General features: G+C 71.3%; 20 protein-coding genes and 1 pseudogene. 9 read left to right on the top strand and 12 right to left on the bottom strand.

What is annotated here, in order from left to right; translation table 11 throughout:
* Nucleotides 1-932 precede the first annotated feature (932 nt).
* Nucleotides 933-1,232, top strand: coding sequence for a hypothetical protein (locus ACFWA9_RS00185; protein ID WP_380381956.1), 300 nt, complete (start codon nucleotides 933-935; stop codon nucleotides 1,230-1,232).
* A 642-nt stretch (nucleotides 1,233-1,874) separates the two neighbouring features.
* Here the strand turns inward: ACFWA9_RS00185 and ACFWA9_RS00180 are convergent.
* The 3 genes from ACFWA9_RS00180 to ACFWA9_RS00170 all read right to left on the bottom strand — a co-directional run bounded on the left by ACFWA9_RS00180 (nucleotide 1,875) and on the right by ACFWA9_RS00170 (nucleotide 5,661).
* Entirely contained in the window at nucleotides 1,875-3,866 is a 1,992-nt protein-coding gene (locus ACFWA9_RS00180; RefSeq protein WP_380381955.1) for an ATP-binding cassette domain-containing protein, read from the bottom strand.
* A gap of 85 nt (nucleotides 3,867-3,951) precedes the next feature.
* Nucleotides 3,952-4,278, bottom strand: a complete 327-nt coding sequence (locus ACFWA9_RS00175) for a MazG-like family protein (protein WP_352292636.1) — start codon at nucleotides 4,276-4,278, stop codon at nucleotides 3,952-3,954.
* Between the two features lie 861 nt (nucleotides 4,279-5,139).
* Nucleotides 5,140-5,661, bottom strand: a complete 522-nt coding sequence (locus ACFWA9_RS00170) for a TerD family protein (protein ID WP_352292634.1) — start codon at nucleotides 5,659-5,661, stop codon at nucleotides 5,140-5,142.
* Nucleotides 5,662-6,005: 344 nt separating this feature from the next.
* On the opposite strand from ACFWA9_RS00170, the gene ACFWA9_RS00165 reads away from it, so the two are divergent.
* Nucleotides 6,006-6,953, top strand: coding sequence for an aminoglycoside phosphotransferase family protein (locus ACFWA9_RS00165; RefSeq protein WP_380381953.1), 948 nt, complete (start codon nucleotides 6,006-6,008; stop codon nucleotides 6,951-6,953).
* 1,418 nt (nucleotides 6,954-8,371) lie between these two features.
* Here the strand turns inward: ACFWA9_RS00165 and ACFWA9_RS00160 are convergent.
* The 3 genes from ACFWA9_RS00160 to ACFWA9_RS00150 form a co-directional block, all read right to left on the bottom strand.
* Entirely contained in the window at nucleotides 8,372-8,824 is a 453-nt protein-coding gene (locus ACFWA9_RS00160; protein WP_380381951.1) for an ATP-binding protein, read from the bottom strand.
* A 107-nt stretch (nucleotides 8,825-8,931) separates the two neighbouring features.
* Nucleotides 8,932-9,321: an STAS domain-containing protein gene (locus tag ACFWA9_RS00155; RefSeq protein WP_380381949.1), complete on the bottom strand. Its 390-nt coding sequence runs from the start codon at nucleotides 9,319-9,321 to the stop codon at nucleotides 8,932-8,934.
* A 92-nt stretch (nucleotides 9,322-9,413) separates the two neighbouring features.
* The gene (locus ACFWA9_RS00150) at nucleotides 9,414-10,298 is read right to left on the bottom strand and encodes a SigB/SigF/SigG family RNA polymerase sigma factor (protein ID WP_352292628.1); all 885 of its coding nucleotides are present in this window, start codon (nucleotides 10,296-10,298) and stop codon (nucleotides 9,414-9,416) included.
* Between the two features lie 1,099 nt (nucleotides 10,299-11,397).
* Here ACFWA9_RS00150 and ACFWA9_RS00145 point away from each other — a divergent pair.
* Nucleotides 11,398-12,201 (top strand): NAD-dependent epimerase/dehydratase family protein, encoded by an 804-nt coding sequence (locus ACFWA9_RS00145; RefSeq protein ID WP_380381948.1) that lies wholly within the window; start codon nucleotides 11,398-11,400, stop codon nucleotides 12,199-12,201.
* Nucleotides 12,202-12,417: 216 nt separating this feature from the next.
* Here ACFWA9_RS00145 and ACFWA9_RS00140 read toward each other — a convergent pair whose 3' ends face one another.
* A complete protein-coding gene (locus ACFWA9_RS00140; RefSeq protein WP_380381946.1) occupies nucleotides 12,418-12,558 on the bottom strand; it encodes a hypothetical protein in 141 nt (46 codons plus the stop codon).
* 205 nt (nucleotides 12,559-12,763) lie between these two features.
* Between ACFWA9_RS00140 and ACFWA9_RS00135 the strand changes: the two genes are divergently transcribed.
* Nucleotides 12,764-13,120: a PRC-barrel domain containing protein gene (locus ACFWA9_RS00135; RefSeq protein WP_380381944.1), complete on the top strand. Its 357-nt coding sequence runs from the start codon at nucleotides 12,764-12,766 to the stop codon at nucleotides 13,118-13,120.
* Between the two features lie 759 nt (nucleotides 13,121-13,879).
* Here the strand turns inward: ACFWA9_RS00135 and ACFWA9_RS00130 are convergent.
* Nucleotides 13,880-16,144 (bottom strand): catalase, encoded by a 2,265-nt coding sequence (locus ACFWA9_RS00130; protein ID WP_380381943.1) that lies wholly within the window; start codon nucleotides 16,142-16,144, stop codon nucleotides 13,880-13,882.
* A 146-nt stretch (nucleotides 16,145-16,290) separates the two neighbouring features.
* Complete coding sequence (locus tag ACFWA9_RS00125) at nucleotides 16,291-16,791, bottom strand: hemerythrin domain-containing protein (RefSeq protein ID WP_380381941.1); 501 nt, start codon at nucleotides 16,789-16,791, stop codon at nucleotides 16,291-16,293.
* An 88-nt stretch (nucleotides 16,792-16,879) separates the two neighbouring features.
* Between ACFWA9_RS00125 and ACFWA9_RS00120 the strand changes: the two genes are divergently transcribed.
* Together ACFWA9_RS00120 and ACFWA9_RS00115 are read left to right on the top strand one after the other, a co-directional pair.
* Nucleotides 16,880-17,311 (top strand): hypothetical protein, encoded by a 432-nt coding sequence (locus ACFWA9_RS00120; RefSeq protein ID WP_380381939.1) that lies wholly within the window; start codon nucleotides 16,880-16,882, stop codon nucleotides 17,309-17,311.
* Nucleotides 17,311-17,463 carry a hypothetical protein gene (locus tag ACFWA9_RS00115; protein ID WP_380381937.1) on the top strand — a complete coding sequence of 51 codons (153 nt, stop codon included), beginning with the start codon at nucleotides 17,311-17,313 and terminating at the stop codon, nucleotides 17,461-17,463. Before ACFWA9_RS00120 ends, ACFWA9_RS00115 begins: the two co-directional genes overlap by 1 nt.
* A gap of 163 nt (nucleotides 17,464-17,626) precedes the next feature.
* Here ACFWA9_RS00115 and ACFWA9_RS00110 read toward each other — a convergent pair whose 3' ends face one another.
* From ACFWA9_RS00110 to ACFWA9_RS00100, 3 genes and pseudogenes are all read right to left on the bottom strand, one after another.
* On the bottom strand, nucleotides 17,627-17,968 hold the full coding sequence (locus tag ACFWA9_RS00110) for a hypothetical protein (protein ID WP_380381935.1): 342 nt from the start codon (nucleotides 17,966-17,968) through the stop codon (nucleotides 17,627-17,629).
* Nucleotides 17,965-18,820 (bottom strand): annotated as a pseudogene (locus ACFWA9_RS00105) (IS5 family transposase). The gene ACFWA9_RS00110 and the pseudogene ACFWA9_RS00105 overlap by 4 nt, the downstream one beginning before the upstream one ends.
* A 276-nt stretch (nucleotides 18,821-19,096) precedes the next feature.
* On the bottom strand, nucleotides 19,097-19,753 hold the full coding sequence (locus tag ACFWA9_RS00100) for a hypothetical protein (RefSeq protein WP_380381934.1): 657 nt from the start codon (nucleotides 19,751-19,753) through the stop codon (nucleotides 19,097-19,099).
* A 635-nt stretch (nucleotides 19,754-20,388) separates the two neighbouring features.
* Here ACFWA9_RS00100 and ACFWA9_RS00095 point away from each other — a divergent pair.
* From ACFWA9_RS00095 to ACFWA9_RS00085, 3 genes are all read left to right on the top strand, one after another.
* Nucleotides 20,389-20,724 carry a transposase gene (locus tag ACFWA9_RS00095; protein WP_380381932.1) on the top strand — a complete coding sequence of 112 codons (336 nt, stop codon included), beginning with the start codon at nucleotides 20,389-20,391 and terminating at the stop codon, nucleotides 20,722-20,724.
* 183 nt (nucleotides 20,725-20,907) lie between these two features.
* Nucleotides 20,908-21,042, top strand: coding sequence for a hypothetical protein (locus ACFWA9_RS00090; RefSeq protein ID WP_380381930.1), 135 nt, complete (start codon nucleotides 20,908-20,910; stop codon nucleotides 21,040-21,042).
* A gap of 243 nt (nucleotides 21,043-21,285) precedes the next feature.
* Nucleotides 21,286-21,672: a hypothetical protein gene (locus ACFWA9_RS00085; RefSeq protein ID WP_380381928.1), complete on the top strand. Its 387-nt coding sequence runs from the start codon at nucleotides 21,286-21,288 to the stop codon at nucleotides 21,670-21,672.
* Nucleotides 21,673-21,698: the final 26 nt, after the last annotated feature.

Raw genomic sequence — 21,698 nt, 5'->3', positions numbered from 1 at the left:
TCGCCGGCGCTCACCTGATCCCCCCGGTTCGTACCGGCACCCGTTGCGACGACTGCGTCCGGGTCGAGTGGGAGGAGCTGGTGACCCGAGCCGCCGTGTCCGGGCGTGGTGCCGGCGGCATGGCGAGTCGAGGACGCCGCCGCTGAGCTTGCCGGGGCTGTTCAGAGCCCGACGTCGGCCGAGTCCGGCAGCCCGGGCCCCGTGCGGCCCGGGCTGACCAGCAACTCCCGGTCAGTGGCGGGGGAGCTGACGGGCCGCCGCCTCGACCGTCTGCGCAAGCTCTCGTCCGAGGTAGGAGGACGCCCTGGGCCTGAGCGGCCTGCCTGGGGCGCAACGTCCACGGCACCGCACCGGTACCCGTCCGTCGCCCGTTCGCGAGGTCCCGCCCCTGTTCAAGGCTTTGCGCGCCCGGTGGCCCGGGGAGAAGCTGTACGTCGTTGCTGGACGACTTCTCCCTGCACCAGCACCCGAACGTGCGGGTCTGGGCGGCGGCCGACGACGTCCAGTTGGTCTTCCTGCCGACCTACGGGGTCGTGGCTGAACTGGATCGAGTCCGAGTTCGCCGCTCTGCGCTACTTCGCCCTCAACGGCGCCGACCACCCCGGCCCCGGCGAGCAGGAAGCCGCCCTCACCGCCTGTATCCGCTGGCACAGTGCACGAGCTGAGCCGAAGACCGGCTTCGCTTCCGACTCACTGATCCGCAGCTCGATCCTCTACCCGGAAAGGGCCGGACGGCCGCTGGGCCGGGCGCGACGGCCTACTCGCCATCGCGATCACCGTCCTCGCGTAGCGCGTCGCCGCGCTCGCGCCGACGCGCCCCGGCCGGGGCGGGGCGACGCTTTCGCTCGCCGTGTTCGAGTGCGCCGCCGACCTTGATATGTCATGCTTTCGTCAAGGCATTTCGTCCCGACGAACAGGAGCACCCTGTGCGCATGCGGCAACGCCTCATCACGGCGGCCACCGCCTCGACCATCGTCGTCGGAGCCGCGATCACCCTCGCGCCTCCCGCCTCCGCCACCATCACCGGCTGCACCCAGAAGTACGTCACGGGCAGCGGCGGACACCGCGGTGCCGCCATCACCTGCAAGGGTGACGGCAGGTCGCGCTTCCAGGCCGCGATCACCTGCAAGCGCCTCGACAACGGCTACGAGTACCGCCACGACGGCCCGCCCGAGTGGGCCTGGCCGGCGGTGGCACCTCCACTGCCTGGTGCGACCTCGGCGCCAACGTGATCCACGCCGCGTACGTCGCCCTTCCCTGACCTCGCGTCGCCGGCCGTCCCGGGCCCGCCCCAACAGGTTGCCCCGCCCTTTGCCCGACCTTGCCGCGGCTTGACCGCAACCGAGGTACGGGCGTAGCGCGTCCCGCCCGGCCCGCCGGTCAAACTCCGGTGAGACTCGTCAACCTTCGATGACCGTGCCAGGCGGCGGGCGGCCGTCTGCTCCGCCGTGGCGAACGGCGTCGCCTCGACCGCGGTGAGCGTGCCGCTCAGGTCGGCGTGCTGCTGCGCGTCGGCCACCGTCTGCAGGATCCTCTCCGTGATCTCCCAGAGTCCGGAGAGCAGGGGCCGCGACCCTGCGGTCAGCCTGCCGGTCCGCCACAGGTTGGGGCCCGGAGGTGGGCGAGCCCCCCGTCGGAGGACGGCCGATCGGGCGTCGAAGCGGAGGGCCAGCGAGGACCCTGCTGACGAGGAGCGCCTCGTCGTCCGGGTGCGCGACCACGGCGAGCGCGGAGGACGGCTGCGGCACGGGAGCGCCTCTCATCGGTGTGCAGCGGTGCAGGAAGGGCGGGACCACCGGTTGCCGGACGTCGGGGTGCGAGGCAGAGCCGGGACGGTGAGCGAGGAGCTTCGCTGGCCGGTGCCCGGATCGGGCTCAGCGGGTGTCGGCGTCGGCCCGGCCGCGGGCCTGACCGGGGACGGTGGTCTCGTACTGGTGTGCCTGCAGCAGATACGCCTCCCGGTACCGGGAGGGGGGTTGGCGGGTCATGAGGTCGGTGTGGTTGCCCTCCTCGGTGAGCTTGCCGTGGTCGAGGACGAAGATGTGGTCGGCTTTCGCGGTGGCCCCGAGGCGGTGGGTGATGAGGACGACGGTGACGCCGAGGTCGCTGAGACGGCGGATCTGCTCGAAGGCTTCGACTTCGGCCTGGGGATCGAGGGCGGAGGTCGGCTCGTCGACGACAACCAGCGCGGGGAGGCGGCCGTCCGTGTCGGGGGTGGTCAGGCGTAGGCGGGTGCGGGCGAGGGCGACCTTCTGCCACTGTCCGCCGGAGAGGTTCACTCCGCCCTCGAACCCCTTGGCCAGCAAAGTGTCCCAGCCGCGGGGCAGTTCGTCGATCACCGTCTGCAGGTCGGCGTGGTCGGCGACGGTGTCCAGGCGCTCCTGGTCCAGGGGGACTTCGGGGCGTCCCAGCAGGAGGTTGGCCCGCACCGTGAAGATCCAGCGCTGGAAGTTCTGCGCGAGCAGGGTGACCGAACGGAACTGCTGGTGACGGTCGGCCGAAGCGGTGTCGACCCCGTCCCACAGCACCCTGCCCTGGTGGGGCTGGTAGACGCCGCACAGGATGTGGGCGAGCGTGGACTTGCCCGACCCGTTCGCGCCGACGAGAGCCACGACTTTCCCGCGCGGAAGGGTGAGGGTGACCTTGTCCAGGGCCGGGGTGTCGCGGCCGGGGTAGCTGAAGGTGACCTCCTCGACGGTGATCGTCTCAGGGCGGTCCGGCAGGGGGGTACCTCCGGTGGGGATCGCCCGGACGTGGCCGTCGCGGCGCAGCTGGTCGAGGTCGCGCACGAAGAGCGACTCCTCGTAGAGGCGGTTGATCTGGGAGACGAGGCCGCCGATGCTCGCGGATCCGGTGCGGATGGCGACGACGGCGGTGCCGGCGGCGGCGAGGGGGATCACGCCGTCCATGACGAGCCAGCCGAGCACGGCGAACGCTCCCGTGGTGGCGAGGCCGGCGAGGGCGGCGGTGAGCAGGTCGGTGCGGGCGCGGGCGCCGGCGAGGCGGGCCTGTTCCCTCTCGGCGGAAGCGGCCATCTGTTCGTAGTGGTGGAGGAGGAAGGGTCCGCTGGCGTGGACGCGCTGCTCGGCCGCGGAGTAGGGGCGGATCATCATGTCCGCCAGTGCGCTGCTGGCTCGGGAGTGCTGGAGCCAGGCGCGGGTGGAGGCGTACTGGCGGCGGGCGGTGAGCACGGCGCCCCAGCCGCGTGGCGCGGTGATCAGTACCAGCATCGGCAGCAGGGCGGGGTGGAGGAGGGACAGGACGCCGGCTGCGGAGATCAGCGACAGTCCTGCGGTGAGCACGGAGGTGGCCTGGCCGATGATGTTCTGCAGGGACATCGCGCCCCAGCGGGCGCTGTCGACCTCGGCGAGGAACTCGGGGTCCTCGATGGCCTCCAGCTCGGAGCGGCTGACGATGCCCAGGAACTCCACCGTCGCCCGACGGAAGACGGCGGGCTCCAGCTTTCCGCCCGCCCAACCGGAGGCCACGGACAGGAACGAGGAGAACGCGGCCAGGAACCCGACGGCGACGACCGCCGGGACGGCGGCCCGCAGTACCTGTCCGACCTCTCCCGGGGCGAGGACCGCGGACAGGGCGCGGTTGGTGGCGATCAGCGCGCCGGCCGCGGCAAGGCCGCGGAGGACCTCCGCGCCGATCAGGGCGACCAGCGCCCGGGGGTCGGCCTCCCACGCCATCCGGCCGGCCAGACGCAGGAAGCGGGGCATCTGCCGGGCCACCGCCCAGAACGTGACCTCCCCGCTGGCCATCTCGTGCTTGGCCCAGCCGTAGTCGTAGCGCATCGGCCCGCCGAACAGCAGCTGCTCGCTGTCGGAGACCTCCTCGGCGCGATTCGGAGTCCTGCTCATCCGGTTCCTTCCGTCGACGGGTGGGCGTACGGGCGTGGAGCCCGAGGGCGGGAGTGGACTCCCGGTCTCGGGCTGCGGCGGGTGCTCAGGCCGGGGTGCTCCCGTGGGCGTCGCGGGCGGCGACCGAGCGAAGGTGCTCGTCGAAGAACCGGCGGGGGTCGCCGCCCATCCGGGCGAGCATCACCAGGGCGGACAGCGCCACGTCGCAGGTCTCCTTGCGCACGTCGTCCCAGTCGTGGGAGAAGCCCTTGCGGGGATTGGCGCCGAGGGCCCCGATGACGGCCTCCGCGACCTCCCCGGCCTCCTCCTGGAGCTTCAGAGCCTGCACCGTCCAGCGCAGCTCCTCGCTGCGGTCGAAGTGCACATCGAGCCTACTGGCAAGGGAGTTGACAATCTGCCAGGTCTGTTCCATGAGTGAGGATCCTGCCCATGTTCGAATGGGGCGAGCAAGCCGATTCCTAATCTGGCGGTTCCCGGCGAGCCCGGCACTTTTCGATTCCCCGGCGGCCCGATCAGCCATGCCGGGTTCGCCCGGGCCTGGACGCGATAGTCGGCCACTGGGGCAGCCTTGTGGGCCAGGCAGGCGGCCCTGGCCCGGCTACGCGAAGGCCCCGGCGGACGCCGCCCACCACCACGACGGGAACGTCCGCGACCTGCTCAAGCCACTGCTGGCCGACGAGGAGGTCGGACCGCAGTGTTCGGGTTCCTCGACACCTGGGACGCCCGGCGTGGCGTGCTGCGCCTGCGGCCGGTCGACGGCCACCGCGGCCTGCCGGTGGCGCAGCACCGGATCGTCGGCATCACCGGGGCCCCTGCGGCGCCCACCCGGGCGGGCGCCGCAGGGGGAGGACTACAGCGGGCCGAACGGCGCACGCACGATCCGGGGCCTGGCAGCCACCGTCGCGGTAATGCCGCCCCGGCTGGTACTTCGTGGGGGCTGCCGCTCCGTGAGGGGTGCCGCGCTCCGACGGGCAGCGGTGCGTGCCACCGGTCAGCCGACCAGGGTTCCGTGGGTGATCGCCTCGCACCGAGGGTCCTGGGCCTGGGGCGGCGGGCGGCAGGTTCAGGGCAGGCGCGATGGTGTCGGGGGTTAGCGGGATCTCTCGCGCCGGCCGCACGTGCGCGAGATCGTGCGAGCCCAGCTGCGAATGCCCAACGCCCTCCTGCACACCGGAGGCGGGGGTGAACTGCTGGTGCGGGAGATCGCGGACGGCATCAGGAGGGTAGTTCAAGGCATCCCGGCCTACTCGTACCCGACCTTCTGCAACAGGTTTCAGGTGCCCATGATCCTCGCGAAAGTCGCCGGATCGGCATCGAAGCCGTAGACGCCGGGCTGGAATCCCCAGGCCCCCGAGCTGTCCCGGACGAACTCCGCGACCCTCGCCGCTGTCGCCTCACCGGCGCCGGCGAAGTCCACAGCCGCGAACTCATCGCGCCCGTTCCGGATCTTCACCACGGGGTTCGCTATGTCCCCGAACGTCAGTCGGCCGGCGTTCTGTTGGATGGCGACGCCCACGACCACCCGGACGTAGCGGTCGGCCAGACGGTCGAGCTCCAGGACGAGGCGTTCGTCGACGCCGAGGCCCTTGCCGTCAAGGCTGTCTCGGGTGAGGGTGATCGTGCCGTCGGGAGCGCGGCTGTCGAAATGAACCAGGTAGGCGGGGGCGCCGGACGGGGCGGGGGCGGTGTATGTCGCGGCGACGAGGTCCAGATCGTGACGGGCCGAGCCTGCGGGACTCGGATCCCACAACAGGCCTACTTCGATCCGTTCCAGACCCTTGTTGAGACTACTCACCGGACTGTCCCTTCGTCGTCGCACCGACCGGAATTGCGCTGTTGCGTACCAGTCCTTGGTGGTCAAGAGCATTGCACTACTGTGTAATTGACATACTATCAATGCCCACCGGGGCCTCGGGGCGACATGGGCGTGACCGTGCTCGTCATCGAACCCCAAATCCGCCCTCTCCGTGACCTACACAGACCTCGGGCCCCGCGAGACCTTCGCCGCCCCGGCAGCGGCCGCTGGCTGACCGGCGGCACCGCAGAGCCGCTGCCTACCCGAGCCACCGGCCTGACGCCCGCCCCTGTCCTCGCACCAGGCATTCTGGGACATCATCAGGTGTCGAAAGCAGGAGCGCCATGACCGTCGGCTCACCGCACCATCGAATCCGCGTCCCCGAGGCGTTGGCCGCCTCCCACCGCGGTGACCTCGGGCGGGCATGGGTCACCGCCCTGCCCGCCCTGGCGGAGAGCTTCCTGGACCGCTGGGACCTGCGACTGGACGGTCCGCCGGCCCACGGGGTCGTCGCGCTGGTCCTTCCGGTCATCCGAGCCGACGGCACCCCGGCGGTGCTCAAGCTTCAGCCGGTGGACGAGGAGACCCGAGGCGAACCGCTCGCCCTGCGCGTGTGGTCCGGCCGCGACGCGGTCCGCCTCCTGGACAGCGACCCCGACACCGGGACGATGCTCCTCGAACGCCTGGACGCCAGCCGCTCACTCGCCGGCGTGGCGGATGACACCGCCGCACTGCAGGTCCTCAGCGAGCTCCTGTCCCGCCTGGTGGCCTCCCCGGCACCCCAGGGCCTGCCGCTGTTGGCCGACACCGCCACCGCGATGCTCGACCGCCTACCCCACTCGCTTCCGCTGCTGGACGCCCCGGCCGACCGCCGCCTCCTCGCCTCCTGCGCGGCCGCGACGCGGGAAGTGCTCCCGGAACCCGGCGACCGGCTCCTGCACTGGGACCTCCACTACGACAACGTCCTAGCCAAGCACCCCGCGTCCCAGCCCGTGGGACGGACGCGGTGGCTTGCCATCGACCCGAAGCCGCTCGCCGGACACCCCGGCTTCGAACTGCTACCCGCCCTGCGCAACCGATGGGACGACGTCGTGGCCACCGGCAACGTTCCCCGCGCCGTCAGCTACCGGTTCCATCTCATGACCGAGGTCATCGGGCTGGACCGCCAGCAAGCCACCGCGTGGACGCTCGGGCGCGTCCTACAGAACGCTCTGTGGGACATCGAGGGCGGCGCCGGCACGCTCCAGCCGGAGCAGGCGGTCATCGCCCACACCTTGCTTGACTTCCGCTGACGAACGAGCCCATCAACACGCCCCACCAGGCGCTACCGTGACACACCGGCACCGCGCCAAGGAGCGGGCCCCGGCCACGTTGTGTCAGGGAGGCAACCGAAAGCCCGCCCTGCAAAGCTACGGGCGCCTCAATGGCCGTCGTCCCGGAGACTCCGAGTCCTACCCGTCGGTCACCCGATCAGCGGCTCCCGAACTCACCGAAAGACACGAACCGAGGTCAAGTACATCCCCGCCACCATCGGCCTAACCCTGGCGCTGACCCTCACCGAAGACGTGGTGCCCCATATATGAGCCGACTAGATCAAGCGGGTGAGGGCGGCCAGGCCGACTCCACGGCACCCAGTGCCGACCCCGTCTGCCCGGCCTTCATCTTCGACCAGGACCAGCGCTACTGCACGGACGTGGCCTACCTGTCGGTGAAGCTCGACCGGCTCGTCGCCGAGGACCTGGCGGCCCCGGCCGCCTGGGACGCGGTGGCCGTGCGCAGCCCCGGAGTCCTCGAACAAGGCGGCTGGCCCGGTCCTGGTGTCGACGTGCCGCGTTCAGAATGCAGTCGAGGACACTTCATCCCCTGCCCAACACCCGAGCCATCGAGCCGCCGATGGCCAAGTGATCTGGAAATCCACATGGGTGACGTAGCCTCAAATGCCGGAGCCCGACCGCGAGCAGCGCCGGGCCAGCGTCTCCACCCGACTCACCCGCCTCGGTCCGGGCCGGCCAGCCTGGTTCGCCGACGCCTGCCGCCTCGTCGACCACGACCTCCAGCCGGCCTGCCGCTCGAACTACCTCTTCCACGCGCTGCGCGAGCTCGAGAGCTCGGTCCGAGAGGTCCTCGTCTCCCAGGAAGACCGCAAGGCGGCCGAAATGAACAAGCAGGACACCCAGAAGTGCGAGGTGGTGTCGATCCTGGCCACCTACGGCTTCGCCGAAACCGGCCCGGCCGGCAGTACCTGGCTGGGTATCGTCGGCACCCTTCACTCCCACGCCCACCGCACGGACCTGCAAGCCCCCAGGGCAGTGGAAGCCGAGACCAGGCAGCTCTTCGACGAGATCGAGGACATGCTCGACAGTGTCCTCGACGCCGTTGACGCCGGGTGCCTGACCATCCTGAACCAGCGTGAAGATCTCGCCGCACTCACTGCCCCGGGCAACGCGGACGCGGCCAGCCTGCTGGAGGACATCCCCCAGAACAACCTGACCTGCTCGCCCCGGCGGTGTGGCGCGCCGCGCTCGCCCACAGCCCCGACGAGCGCTCCGCCCAACTCGCCCCGGAGGACGCGTTCGCCCGGATCCGGCGCCTGGCCCGCGCGCCGCCACCCGAGCCGGTTGCCCCCTCGCCCCCCTCCTTGCCGCCGCACTGCGGACAATCGGCCCGGCTGCGTGGTCGGCTCCCTGGCACGGCCTGTGGTGGGGGAGGGTCAGGGACGAGGCGGTGCCGGGGCGTCGATCTCGGCCCAGACCGTCTTGCCCCAGGACTGGAGTGCGGCGCCCCAGCGGTCGCTGGTGCAGGCGATGATGTGGAGGCCGTGGCCGCCTGGCCGGGCGGGAAGGTGCGGCTCGCGGGCGACGGGCAGGACCGGGGAGCCGTCACTGACCTCGATCCGCAGCCTTTGCCCGGTCGCGTCCAGGACCAGCTCCAGCGGGCCGTCGGCGTGCAGCAGCGTATTGGCGACCAGCTCCGCCACCAGGAGCACGATGTCGCCCTGGTCGGGCCACGACCAGTCGTCCAGCGCGGTCTGGACGAAGGCCCGCGCCACAGCGACGGGCCTGCGCTGCCCGGCGAGCGGCAGGCGGCGGCGCTGCCCGCCAGACGGCAGCGTCAGTGCCGCCGTGGGCCGGTGGCCGTTGAGGGTCGGCCCGGGTGCGCTCATTCGGTCAGCCCTTCGTATCAGCGGTCTTGAGCTGCGACTGCCCGCTGCGCCGCGACTCAGACCACAAATCTGCTCGTACCGCCCGCGCGGCGGTGCGGAGCCGGTGCTCACGAAGCTTCCGGGAGAGCAGCCCCCACCGTGGGGCACACATCGAAGACCGCAGCGCAGCCGGTGATCTCCAGCAGCCGCCGCACCGGCTCCGACACCGCGGCCAGCCTCAGCTGCGCCCCGGCCGCGATCGCGTTCGCACGGACCTTCAGGAGGAGGTTGAGGGCGGAGGAGTCGCAGAAGGTGACCTGCTCAAGGTCGGCGATCACGACCTGGTTGTCCCAGAAGGCGCGCTCCAGAGCCTCCTGGGCCGGCAGCATGGTCTCGATGTCCAGGTCGCCGGAGATGGCGACCACAGTGTGACCGGGCGCCAATTGCATCTCGACGTGCACACCCTCCTCGTCGAGATCCGCTGCTCCGAGCGCGGGCGGGTCATGGCGTGCCGACATCCTCATCCCCTCCTGGAACTGCGTCGTGTCGGTCCGCACGCCCGGGGCGGGGCGGCCACTGCACTGGCCGCCCCGCCCCGAGGAGTTGCGGGTCAGGCTGCTTCCAGGCCCTTGCGGAGCTGGGTGAGGATGCGGGACAGCAGACGGGAGACGTGCATCTGGGACACCCCGAGCCGCTCGCCGATCTGGGACTGGGTCATCTCCTGGGTGAAGCGCATCGACAGGATCAACCGGTCGCGCTCGGGCAGCGCCGCGACCAGCGGCTGGAGGGAGACGAGGTCCTCGATCAGGGTAAAGCGGTCGTCGGTGCCACCGAGCCGGGCAGCGAGCGCACCCGGGCCTTCGCCGTCGCCGGCCGGCACGTCGAGGGAGTCGACGCTGTGCGCGTTGGCCGCGGTGAGGCCCTCGATGACCTCCTCCTGCGACATCTCCAGGTAGGAGGCGAGTTCGGCGACCGTCGGCGACCGGTCCAGGTCGTGCGCGAGCGCGTCCTGGGCCTTGGCAAGCGTCAGGCGCAGCTCCTGCAGGCGGCGGGGGACGTGGACGGCCCAGGTGGTGTCCCGGAAGTGGCGGCGGATCTCGCCCAGGATCGTGGGGATCGCGAAAGTGGTGAACTCCGCCCCTCGGTCGGGGTCGAAGCGGTCGATGGCCTTGATCAGGCCGACCGAGCCGACCTGCATCAGGTCTTCCATGCTCTCGCGGTGCGCGCCGAAGCGGCGCAGCACGAAGCGCACCAGGGAGAGGTTGAGCTCGACCAGGGAGGAGCGGACGTAGGAGTACTCGCGGGTGCCCTCCTCCAGTGAGGCCAGCCGCACCAGCAGGACCCGGGACATGTCCCGCGCATCCGTGGGGGCGACTTCCGCCAGGTCCTCCACGTCGGCCAGCTCGGGGGCGATGTCGGCCGAGCGGGACGGGAGGGCGGCCTCCGTGCCGGTCAGGGGGCGGGTCTCCTGGAGGAGTCCACTGGTCACGGCCATGTCGTTCCCTTCCCTCGCGCTGTGAATAGTCGGCCCCCGGATACCCCGGGATCGCGGATCCATTCACGCCATTCGGGTGGAGTTTTCGTGGAAGCCGGGGGTCCGGCCAACCCACAGCGGCTTCTCCCGGCCGCCCCGGGCCCTGGGTCCCGCTCCCGGGGGTGAGACGGCGGCGGGTTCCGCACGCGGTAGCGAGGTGAGGGGAGGCGGCGGGCCAGCCAGTGCGCGAGGGGCGACCGTCCATTCCGGGGCAGTTCCCGCTGGCGGGGGCCGGGATGGCACCCAGCTCCTTGAGCCGGGAAAGGCGGCGGCCTCGTCGTCCGTTCGTCATCGCACCGCCATCCCGGCAGCCGCCCTCCCGAGAAGGAGGGTGGCCCGCTGAGTTCCGCCGCCGAACGCGCTCCCGAACACCACCGGGCGCGCCGCCCCGGTGGCGCGGGCCGTCCGGTGCGCCTGCCCGCTGTGCGCGTTGTCGGTATGCACGCCGGGCGAAGCACGTAGGGTCGGGGCCTGGCGAGGAAGGCGGGGGCGGAGCTGCAGGACGAACCGGCGGCCCCGCGGGTCGCGGTGCGGCTGCCCGCCGACAGTCTGGGTCGGTGCTCCCGGGCGGTCTGAGACGGTGGGTGGCATCCGCCGGCGGCGAGGTCCGCCCTGTACTTCGACCGGTTCGGCGCGCAGGCGGGCATCCGCCGCCTGCGCTACCTCGGCGAAGGCGGCATCCTCCCCACCTGACCCGTGCTGCCGCGCCGACCGCCCGTGCGCCAGCCCAGTCGTGACGGCCGTCCGGAACGCCCCCGGCTCCGCCCCGCCGAGCCGGGACGGAGTAGCGGCCGGGCACGCCTCGGTTCGCCGCCCGGGCGGGGCGCCGGAAAGTCAACCCGGCGGTTGACGCGCGATCAGCCCTCCCCGTGTCGGCGTACGCCCGAACGGCTCCGGTAGGTGCGGCTCAACGTGCACAAAGCCCCGGAGCCTCTTCGGGCTGCTCCTCGTACCCGGCCACGGTGATCGCCGGGTGGCCGGGTGCTTTCGCGGGCCATCGCTTGATCGGTGGAAGGTCAGCGACGAGGATACAGAAGGCGAGGTCATCCGGGGAGGCGTAGTGCGTCTGGGGACAGTGGCGGTAACGGGTGCGGCGGGGAACATCGGGTCCGTCGTGCGCCAGGCACTTCGGGGTGAAGCTGCGCGTGTGATCCTGCTCGACCGGGTGCCGCTGCGGCCGGAGGCCGACAACGAGGACGTGCGCACCATCGACTTGCGCGACGCGGCCGCCGTGGAATCGGCACTCGCAGACGCTGATCAGGTGCTCCATCTGGGCGGTGTGCCGGACGAAGCGCAGCTCACGGATCTCCTCGACGCCAACGTGCTCGGCACCCACCACGTCCTGGAGGCGGCACGACGAACAGGCACCGAGCGGGTAGTGCTGGCCAGCAGCAACCGCGTGACCGGCTTCTACCCCGTCGGGCATCTCACGAGGCCGCAGGAGCCCGTACGGCCTGACGGCCTGTACGGGGTGAGCAAGGCGGCCATCGAGGCTCTCGGACAGCTCTACGCCGACAAGTTCGGCCTGTCCGTCATCTGCCTGCGCATCGGCAGCTTCGAGCCCGTCCCAACCGAGCCCCGGCATCTGGCGACGTGGCTCAGCCCGCGCGACGCCGTCGGATACATTCGGGCCGCGCTGACGGCCCCGCCCTCCACCCGCTTCGCCACCGTGTACGCAGTCTCCGCCAACGCCCGCCGTTTCTGGGAGATCCCGGATCCGGCGGTACTGGACTACACACCCGTCGACAACGCCGAACCCCACGCCGTCGACATTCCCGGAGCCGACCTCCCGACCGACCCGGCAGCGCCCCAGGCCGGCGCCTACGCCCTGCCCGAGTTCACCCTTCCGCACCTGCGACCCTGACTACACGGCCACCCGTGAGCGACCGAGGCCGAGTTCGGTCCGGACGGCGCCTCCTGCTTCACCGGCGCGGTGATGGCCGGCCCGGGCGGGCTCACCGGTGGCTTCATCGACAGCGAGATTGGCTGGACCGGCTGACAGCCTCCATGCCGACGCCCCGGACCCCGCCGCCGGCACAGCATCAGACGGGTCTCACGGGGCTGCCTGGCGGGCTGCCTGTCAGCGGCGGTGCCGGGCATCCGCCGCGCCCTCGGAGACGACCGGCACGACACGTCGAACGCCTCGGTGGCGCCCGGCGGGGGCGATGGCCACTTCGACGGCAGCCGCCCCGATCAGCAGCACCAACAGAAGGATCAGCATTCCATGACCTCCCACTCACGACCGTCCCGGGCACGCCCTCCTGCCCCTGATCCGGCCTCCAACACTTCCTTCTCCCAGCCGCGTCGGCCCGGCACCTCACCGCCACCCGCGTGGCCTGATCCCTCCGGAAGGCGCAGGCATGCCGGCCACCGGCTGGGGTAGCCGGGCCCTCGTCCAAGCAACACCGAACGACGAGGAGCACATTGTGACCAGCGGACTGTGGGGCTACGAGAACACCGAGGGCTACGCGGCGGGCACCGACCTGACCGGCTTCCGCGTCGAGGCGACCGACGGGCACATCGGCAAGGTCGACAAGCACACCGAGGACGTCGACACCGCCCACATCGTCGTCGACACCGGCCCGTGGATCTTCGGCCGCGAGGTTCTCCTCCCGGCGGGCACCATCACCCGCGTCGACGTGGACGAGAAGACGGTGTGGGTCGCCCGGACCCAGGACGAGGTGAAGAACTCCCCGGCGTTCGACAAGGACCAGCACACCGGCAACCGCGAGTACCACGACCGAATCGACGGCTACTACGGCGGCACCGGCACCGCCTTCTGACGGCACGTCATCGCGCGGGGCCCTCACCGGCCAAGGAACCCTTGGCCGGTGAGGGCCCCGCCGGCATTCCCGGCCGACCGGGCGCCGGGTGCCGTTCCGGCCGGGATCCGCGACGGCCGTGCTCTGCCGGGCCGGTCGGTCGTTGAACCGGGTATCGCCGCCGGCCCGCTCGTCGGCTGTCGGGTGCGGGCGGCGATATCGGGATGGTGAGCGGCTCCCTCCGGAGCAGGTCGGGTGAGGGTGGTCGCGGCCGTCAGGTGGGCCAGGGCGGCGCGGGTGCAGTCCTGCACGGGGGTGCTGGTGTCCAGGCGCAGCGCGGGGACGGTGAGCAGGCTCTGCGGAGGTCTTGAGCCGCCGGTGGAGGCCCGGGTCGCGGTTGGCGGCCGGGTGCGTGCCCGTCCGCACGTCCCGGTGCAGACGCACTCGATGACGCGCAGCGGCCGGCCGGTCTCCTCGGCCGGCCGCTGCACGTCATCGACCCGGTAGCGGCGGGAACTGGTGCGGCCGTCGAGGACCACGGCCGCCTCCGGGTGCTCGCCGAGGTGCCGCGCGGCCGTCAGGTGAAGGACGTGGGCGCAGAAGCCGTCCTGCTCCCGGGTGTAGGAGTCCAGATGCGGTCCGAGCAGCGCGTCGCGGACGCGGTCCGGGCAATTGCCCAGCGCGGTGTACCTTCCGCCCCGGGCCTGTCCCGGGGTGCCCGCCGGAGCGTCGGCCGAAGGCCTGCTCCGGCGGGCAGGAGCGTCAGCGGGGTGAACCGCGTCAGCTGGTCGGGGCGGGGAAGCGCGCCCAGACGCGATGGGTGGCGAGCAGCTCTGCCAGGCCTGTGACCAGGTCGGCCGGGTTGTCCGCGACGAGTACCCCGGGCGCCTGGGGGTCGACGGCGGCCGACACCCAGACGGGCCGGGCGGCGGGGAGGCCGGCCACGGGCTTGGCGTGCCGGTAGGCCTCGTTGACCAGCAGCGCGACGCGGGAGTCGACCGCTCCCTGGGCCGGCCCGGACTTGGCGTCGCGCGCGCCCAGGTCGTCGGCGCCCGGCGCCGGCGCGCCGGTGACCACGAGGGCGTCGAACTCCACGGAGCGGGCGGCGGCGAATGTCCGCTGAACGGTGAGGTCCTCGGCGAGCGGTGCGCCGGTGGGGGCGATGAGCAGAGCGGTCATGCCGGCCGCGCGGACGGCGTCGCGGGCCTGGCGGACGGTGTCCAGGTCGCTGCCGGGGGCGGCGACGACACCGACCACGCGGCCGTCGACCGGCCAGCTCGCACCGAGCTGGGACAGGGCGGGGCTCGGGGTGGCATCCGCGGGCTTGACGGTGGCCTGCGGTGCGGGCAGGCCCAGGCCGCTCGCCACCTCGGCACAGAGGGTGGTGTCGATGTTGGCGAGGACGGTGAGAACCCGCTCCTTGATCGCCTGCTCGTAGACCTTGGTGAGTTCGAAGGTGTAGGCGGCGATGACGTGCTGCTGCTCGACGGGGCTGAGGCTGAGCCAGAACAGCCGGGGCTGGCTGAAGTGGTCGCCGAACGACGCGGGCGCCTCGCGGACCTTGTTCGCGGCCGCGAGGGGGGTGGGGAACTCGATGTAGGCGCGCTCGTCGGCACCGGCGAAGAAGGGGCAGCCGCCGTCGAGCGAGTTCGGCTTGTAGGGTGCGACGCCGGTGTGCACCGCGTCCTGGTGGAAGCCGTCGCGGAGCATGTCGTTGACCGGCGCGTGGGTGCGGTTGATCGGGATCTGCGCGAAGTTCGGGCCACCGAGCCGGGTGATCTGGGTGTCGAGGTAGGAGAACAGGCGGCCGGCGAGCAGCGGGTCGTCCGTGACGTCGATGCCGGGCACGAGGTGGCCGGGGTGGAAGGCGACCTGTTCGGTCTCGGCGAAGTAGTTGCTCGGGTTGGCGTTGAGGGTCATCAGGCCGACCGGGCGGACGGGGGCGAGTTCCTCCGGAACGATCTTGGTGGGGTCGAGCAGGTCGATGCCGTGAAAGGTCTGCTCCGGGGCGTCGGGGAAGACCTGGACGCCGAGCTCCCACTGGGGGAAGGCCCCCGCCTCGATGGCGTCGGCGAGGTCGCGGCGGTGGAAGTCAGGGTCCATGCCGCCCAGAAGCTGGGCCTCCTCCCAGACGAGGGAGTGCACGCCCGCCTTCGGCTTCCAGTGGAACTTCACCAGACTGGCGGAGCCCTCGGCGTTGACCAGGCGGAAGGTGTGGACACCGAAGCCCTCCATCATCCGCAAGGAGCGCGGGATGCCCCGGTCGGACATGTTCCAGATGGTGTGGTGGGTGGCCTCGGTGTGCAGGGACACGAAGTCCCAGAACGTGTCGTGGGCGCTCTGTGCCTGCGGGATCTCCCGGTCCGGGTGCGGCTTGCCGGCGTGGATGACGTCGGGGAACTTGATGGCGTCCTGGATGAAGAAGACCGGGATGTTGTTGCCGACGAGATCGAAGACGCCCTCGGTGGTGTAGAACTTCGTCGCGAAGCCGCGCGTGTCGCGCACCGTGTCCGCTGACCCGCGGGAGCCCAGCACGGTGGAGAACCGCACGAACACCGGCGTCTCGACACCGTCCGCGAGGAACGCCGCCTTGGTGACCTCTCCGGCGGTGCCGTAGCCGCGGAACACGCCGTGGGCGGCGGCGCCCCGGGCGTGCACCACCCGCTCCGGGATCCGCTCGTGGTCGAAATGCATGATCTTCTCGCGCAGGTGATGGTCCTGCAGCAGCACCGGCCCCCGCGGGCCCGCCTTCAACGAGTGGTCACTGTCGAAGACCCGCGTGCCGTTCGCCGTGGTGAGGTAGCCACCGCTCTGCGACCGCACGTCCCGAGCGGCCCCGCTGTCGCGCCCGGTGGCGGAGACGACGGCCGGCTCGTCCTGGTCGGGCTTGGACGGAAGGGGAGCCCGCGGTTCCGTCGGCTCGGCCACCGACGGTGGCTCGGCCCCGGGGGCGCCCGGGACGGCCGGCCGGGCCCGGTCCTTCACCTCGGCCACCGCGTCCGCCACGGCGTCGACGACCTTCCGTACGGGGTTGGACTTGTCCATCGGTTCCTCCGGATGCCGGAAAGGGCGGTACGTGCTGAATCGGTCGGCGCACTCACGACCAGGCGGCCTGGCGCCGCCCCCAGCATGGAGGCCGGGTGGGTCGGGCGCGCTGCTGGGGCGGCTGTTCGGGTCGGGAGCGCTTCGGGTCAGGACAGGATCGCGTCGGCTGCCTTCTTCAGGGCGCCGGGCTGCTGCGGCGCGCGGGGTGCCTTCGCCCGCGCTTCGATCAGGCGGGCGCCGATCTCCTGCAACTCCTTTCGGCCCAGCGCTTCGCGGACCTTGGGGAACCAGTCGTTCTCCTCCTCCTCGATGTGGTGGCTCACGCTCTCGATCAGCACGGTGGTCTTGGCGTCGAAGCGCTCGTCCTCGGGGCTCATCGCGGACAGTTCGGTGCAGAGCAGGTCGGCGACGTGATGTTCCTCGTAGGACTCCAGGATGTCGCTCTCCAGGGCGGGCACGAGCCTGCGGACCTCGGGGTACATCACCTCGTTCTCGATGTAGGTGTGCACGGTGAGGGCTTCCAGGATCTGCTTCACCAGGTCGGCCTTCTCCGCGCGGGCGTTCTCGCCGGCGCTCGTGAAGGCACGGAACAGACGGCGGACGTCCTTGTGGTCCTCCTTGAGGAGAACGATGGCGTCGGTGGACATGAGGGTTCCTTTCTGCGGGCTGCGAGGTGTGCCTCCCCGTCTCCCCCGCCCGGATCCGCCGCATGCATGCCCGCCGCCGAACGGGTGGATGCCGTCGGCCTGCGAGGACCGGTCGTCGAAGGCCGTCACCGCGGCAGGAACCGCCGGCTGCGGGATCGCGTGCGGGTCGGCGGCCTCGCGGGAGGAGGCCGCGGCGCTGGGTGACGAGGCGCTCTCTGGGCAGGCGGCCGGGCTGTCCGCTGATCCGCCCCGCATCACGCGGCGTCTGGGCGGGTCCTGGCGCAGGGACATGGCCCGGTCGTTCGACGGTCTCGCCTCGGACATCGCCGCCGATCGTGCCCCGCTGCCACGCCGCACCGGCGAGGAGCTGGCATTGCACCTGGCGATCCGCCGGGCCGAGGAACTGCTGCAGGACCGCCCCGGGCTGGTGGCCGAGCGCATCGCGGACCTCCGTTCCACCGGTTCGACATCGACCTGGATGGCGCATCCGACATGCTTCTTCAAGATCATGATGTGCTGATGCTCTTCGACGCCGGTCTGGATGGCGCCGAAGACCCGCAGAGCGAGGTCAACCAGACTCTGGGCCTGGTGAGCCCGGCACCGCTGAACTGGTTCTCCCCGTTCGACCACGACGAGGCCCGCGATCCAATACGGGACTATCGCACCCCGTAGCCGGTCTCCGGTCGGGCGGTCGGCTTACGACTGCCGGGGCTGTCCGGCTCTCCCGGGGGCCGCTGCCTGCACCGAAAACGCCCTGCGGCGTGCTACGGGTGGCGCTATCTGACCGGGCCGACCGGCGCGGTCAGCGGGACATGGTACCGGAGGCCGCGCTCATTCAGGATCTCCTGCCGGAGCGCGGAGGCTGCGGTCGTGGCGGGGGGCGCCTCGGTTGGGGCACCTTCGTGAGGGAGCCGTGCGCGGGGGAGTCCTGTGCGGGAGCCGCGGTGTCGCCCGGCAGGACGATCCTGCCGGTGATCCGCTTGGTGGCCGGGTCCACGGTGGTGTCGATCGGCGTGCGCGTACGGCACTCGGCGAGCTGTGGCGTGATCAGCGTGCAGTCCGGCATGGTCACCACGCGCAGCCGGGAAGTGTAGCCGCCGTAGGCGTCGGCGATCGAGCTGTAGGCGGTCTCGTCCTGCTCGGCCTGCAGTCGCCGCAGGAGTTCGGTGACGTTCATGCGGCCAGCTCGACGTAGTCGCGCCAGGCGGGGCTGGGGGTGGTGAGGCGGCGGGGCATGCCCGCGGTGGAGGCCCAGTAGACGTGGGAGGCGGCGTTGTCGGGCCGGTGGTCGTAGTCGCGGGCGAGGCGCCGGTGGAGCATGAGGGTGCCGTTGACCTGTTCCACCACCCATCTCTTCGGTTGTGGGACGAAGCCCTTGCCCCGGTCGTCGGGGTTGCGGCGGACCACCTCGACGGTGATGTCGTTCACCGCCCCGTGGATGATCACGGCGTCCTTGAAGCCCTGGTCGACCAGGGCCTTCTCCAGGCGCATGCCGCATCGTTCGACCGCTTGGTCCAGCAGGGCGATGCCGGCCTCGTTGTCGTGCGCGCTTGCGGCCAGGACCACCACGCCGATGACCAGGCCCAGTGCGTCGACGGCCAGTCCCGGCTTCCTGCCGGGCGACTTCTTGTTGGCGTTCAGCCCCGTCGTCTCCTTCGGCACCCCGGCCGCCGCGCGGACGGACTGGGTGTCGATGATCACCAGGGGACGGGTCCTCTAATCGCCGGGACCGCTCCCGCACTTGGCAGCGCAGGATCTCCTGGATCCGCTGGTCAAGGCCGTCCTGGCGCCAGAGGGTGAAGTAGTAGAACACCGCCGACCAGGCAGGTAGGTCATGCGGAAGGAGTCGCCACTGACGGCCTGTCCGGTTCTGGTGCATCAGCGCGTTCACGACCTCGCGCAGGTCGCAGGAGCCCGGGTCCCCGGTCGCCGAGCGCGACACCCGCTCCTGCTTCCAGGCGGTGACCAGCGGCTCGATCAAGGCCCACTGCCCGTCCGACAAGTCCGTTGAGTACGGCATCCGTTCCACGCACCAACATCAACATGCACACGACAGGCCCGTCAGCTCGAATGACACCGTACACACGAACGGGCGACACCAGATTAACGAACTTAACGTCCTCTCAATGGGCAAGGATCTGACGTGTCCGCCAGCCGAGACCCTAGCGGCTCTGGCGCAGATTCCGAGAAAGCCGCCTACGGGTGTTGCCGGTTGGCGATCACGGCAGGGCCTGCCCGCCTCCGAGTATCCCTCTGCCCCGGGAAGGACGTGCAGCTCGTTGGCCGTTCGGCGAGCTGCACCGAGTCAGTTGCCGGTGGGGGCCGGGTTGTCGCGGGTCTCCACGTAGGCGCAGAGCTGCGTCCAGGTGGAGACTGTCCGGCCGTTGGGGGACGGGGGCGGTGGCGTGTGGGCGTGCTCGCCGACCAGGATCAGCCCGGCGTGCTCGCGTGCGGCTATGCCGTCGTCCGCGATGATCACCTCGGTCCGCTTCCAGCGCGGGTGGTAGCGCCGCTCGGGAATCTCCGCCAAGTGGGCCGCGTCCGGCAGGCCGGGCCCGGGATGGTCGAGGAACCGGACGACCGGGCCCGTCGAGCAGCCTACGTCCGCAATGCCGACCACCCGGATCAGGTACGGTTGCCCGCTCCTCGCCTGGTACGCGTACACCCGGCCGGGGACGGCCCGTGACGACTTCGGGCGGCGGACACGGACCGGACGTGGTTCGGGCTGTGGGCTCTCCAGGCGGGCTCGGAGCCGTTGCAGGACAGCAGCACGTCGGCGTACCTCCGCGACCCCGGCTTCCTGCCAGCGTTCCAGGTCGCCGCCCGCGTCCAGCACGGCGAGGGCTTCCTGCCGGGCGGACTCGCTCAGCCGACCGAGCCTGAACTGGGTGTCCGCCAGTGCCAGCTGTACCACGACGTACTCGTCCGGGGCGGAGAGTTCCTCGGCGAAGGCATTCAGCACCCGTGCCCGGGCTTCTTCCGTATCCGCCCCCGCTTCCAGAGCCTCACGGTACGCATCACGGACATCGCACGCGGTGTCGTCTGAGTACAGCCCGGTTCCGTACGTTCCCACGCTCTCCTGCCCTTCCGTCCGCTCGCCGTCGGCCTCGGCCGGAACCGTTCGGAACCCGGCATATGAGTGGTGGCCTGCACGAATTCTCGCACCCCGCCATCCCGAGCCACCGCCCGGCCCGCCACAGGCACGGCCCTCGCCGCGCGGCGCGGACCGTCCTGTTGAAGCGACTCCTGCAAACGGCCGGGGCGGGAGTTGCGTGAAAGCCACCCGGGGATGTTGCCGGTTGGCGATCATGACTGGTGTCTGCTGCTGATCTTCTGGCCGTCCTGTTCCCTCAGTTCGCGCTGTCGCACGTCGAGTTGGTCAGATCGGCTGGCCGGTCGGTCCGTGTTCACGCCCGGGGCCGGACGGCCGGCGCGAGCTGCCCGGGCTGCGGGGCACGGTCCGAGCGGTTCCACAGCGGTTACGAGCGGCGGGTCATGGTGCGGGAAGCGGACCTTCGCCGAGCAGGTCACCGGCCTGACCTTCCGGTACGGGCGGTATACCGTGCCACTGCGGAAGATCCTCGAGGCCCCCTTGCCGTGGGTGGTCGGGCCGGCGCCCGGCTTACCGGGCACCTGGCGGCCGGGATCGGCCGGGACGCCCTGATTCGCCTGATCCGCGCACTCCCGGACCCGCCGACCGGCCAGGTGCGCGTGCTCGGCGTCGACGACTTCGCCCTGCGCAAGGGCCACCACTACGGCACTGTCCTGATCGACATCGAGGGCCGCTGCCCCCTCGAAGTCTTGCCCGGACGGTCCGCCGACACGCTGGCCGCCTGGCTCACCGCGCGCACCCCGGCGTCGAGGTCATCTGCCGGGACCGGGCCGGCTACTACGCCGATGGCGCCAAACCGTGGTGCCGGCACCGCCACGTAGGTCGCCGACAGGTTCCACCTGTGGATGAACCTCAGCGATGCCACTGGGCGACTGGTCGCCCGCCTACGCTCCCAGTGGATTCCGCCCGCCCCGGAGAAGGACGAGGACGGTGCTCCCCGAGGGACGACGCGCCCAGCGGCCCGCGAGCGTCACGCCGCCGTCCACGCCTTGATGGATAAGGGCATGGGGCACAGCCAGATCGTCGCCGAGCTGGGCCTGGACCCGAAGACGGTGCGCAAGTTCATGCGCGCCGCGACCGCCGACGAGCTCATCGGCGCAGGGCCCACCGGCGGCCGGCAGACCAGCCTGGACTGCTGACGGGTGCCCTCGTCAGGGCCGCCGAGGGCACGCACCCCGGTGAATTCCGCCCGGGCGGACGGTTCACGGCGTCCGGGTCCGTCCCGGACAGCCCGGGACGTGCCAGGCCAGAGCCCGCTGCCTCGCCGGATGGTGTCCGGGACAACCGACCGACCTTGACCCACCTCTGCGCCGGTCCACAAGCTCGAGGCACCCCACCACGGCAATCCTGCCGAGGATGCGGGTCGACCTGAGGAGCGATCGATGAAGAACCTGAGTCGCGCCGTCGTCACCGCCGCGACAGCGGTGGCCGCGGTGTCCCTGGCCGTGGCTCCCGCCACCGCCCAGACCGTCGCCCTGCGCACGCCCAACAACCTCGCGGGCGTCGAGTACATCAGCGAGCTCGACACGTTCCGCCTCTGGGACAACCGGGCCGACGACACGACGTCGACCCGGGTGATCTGGAAGAAGGTCAACTCCAGCCTGACGGGGACGCTCTGGCACCGCTGGCAGAGCGGTGTGAACGGCCAGTCCTCCAACCAGTCCCCCCATACGGGTCTGAAGTCGGGCGACCAGTTCACCTTCCAGGTCTGCGCGCTGAACGGCAGCCAGGTGCTGGAGTGCTCCACCAAGGGCACCGCCTGGTACTAGGTACCCGGCCCGGCCCGGGTTGGGGC

It is taken from the genome of Kitasatospora sp. NPDC059973, from assembly GCF_042737525.1.
Taxonomy (GTDB): Bacteria; Actinomycetota; Actinomycetes; order Streptomycetales; family Streptomycetaceae; genus Kitasatospora.
Note: the sequence above shows the minus strand (reverse complement) of the source record. Positions and strands in the feature narration are given on the sequence as shown.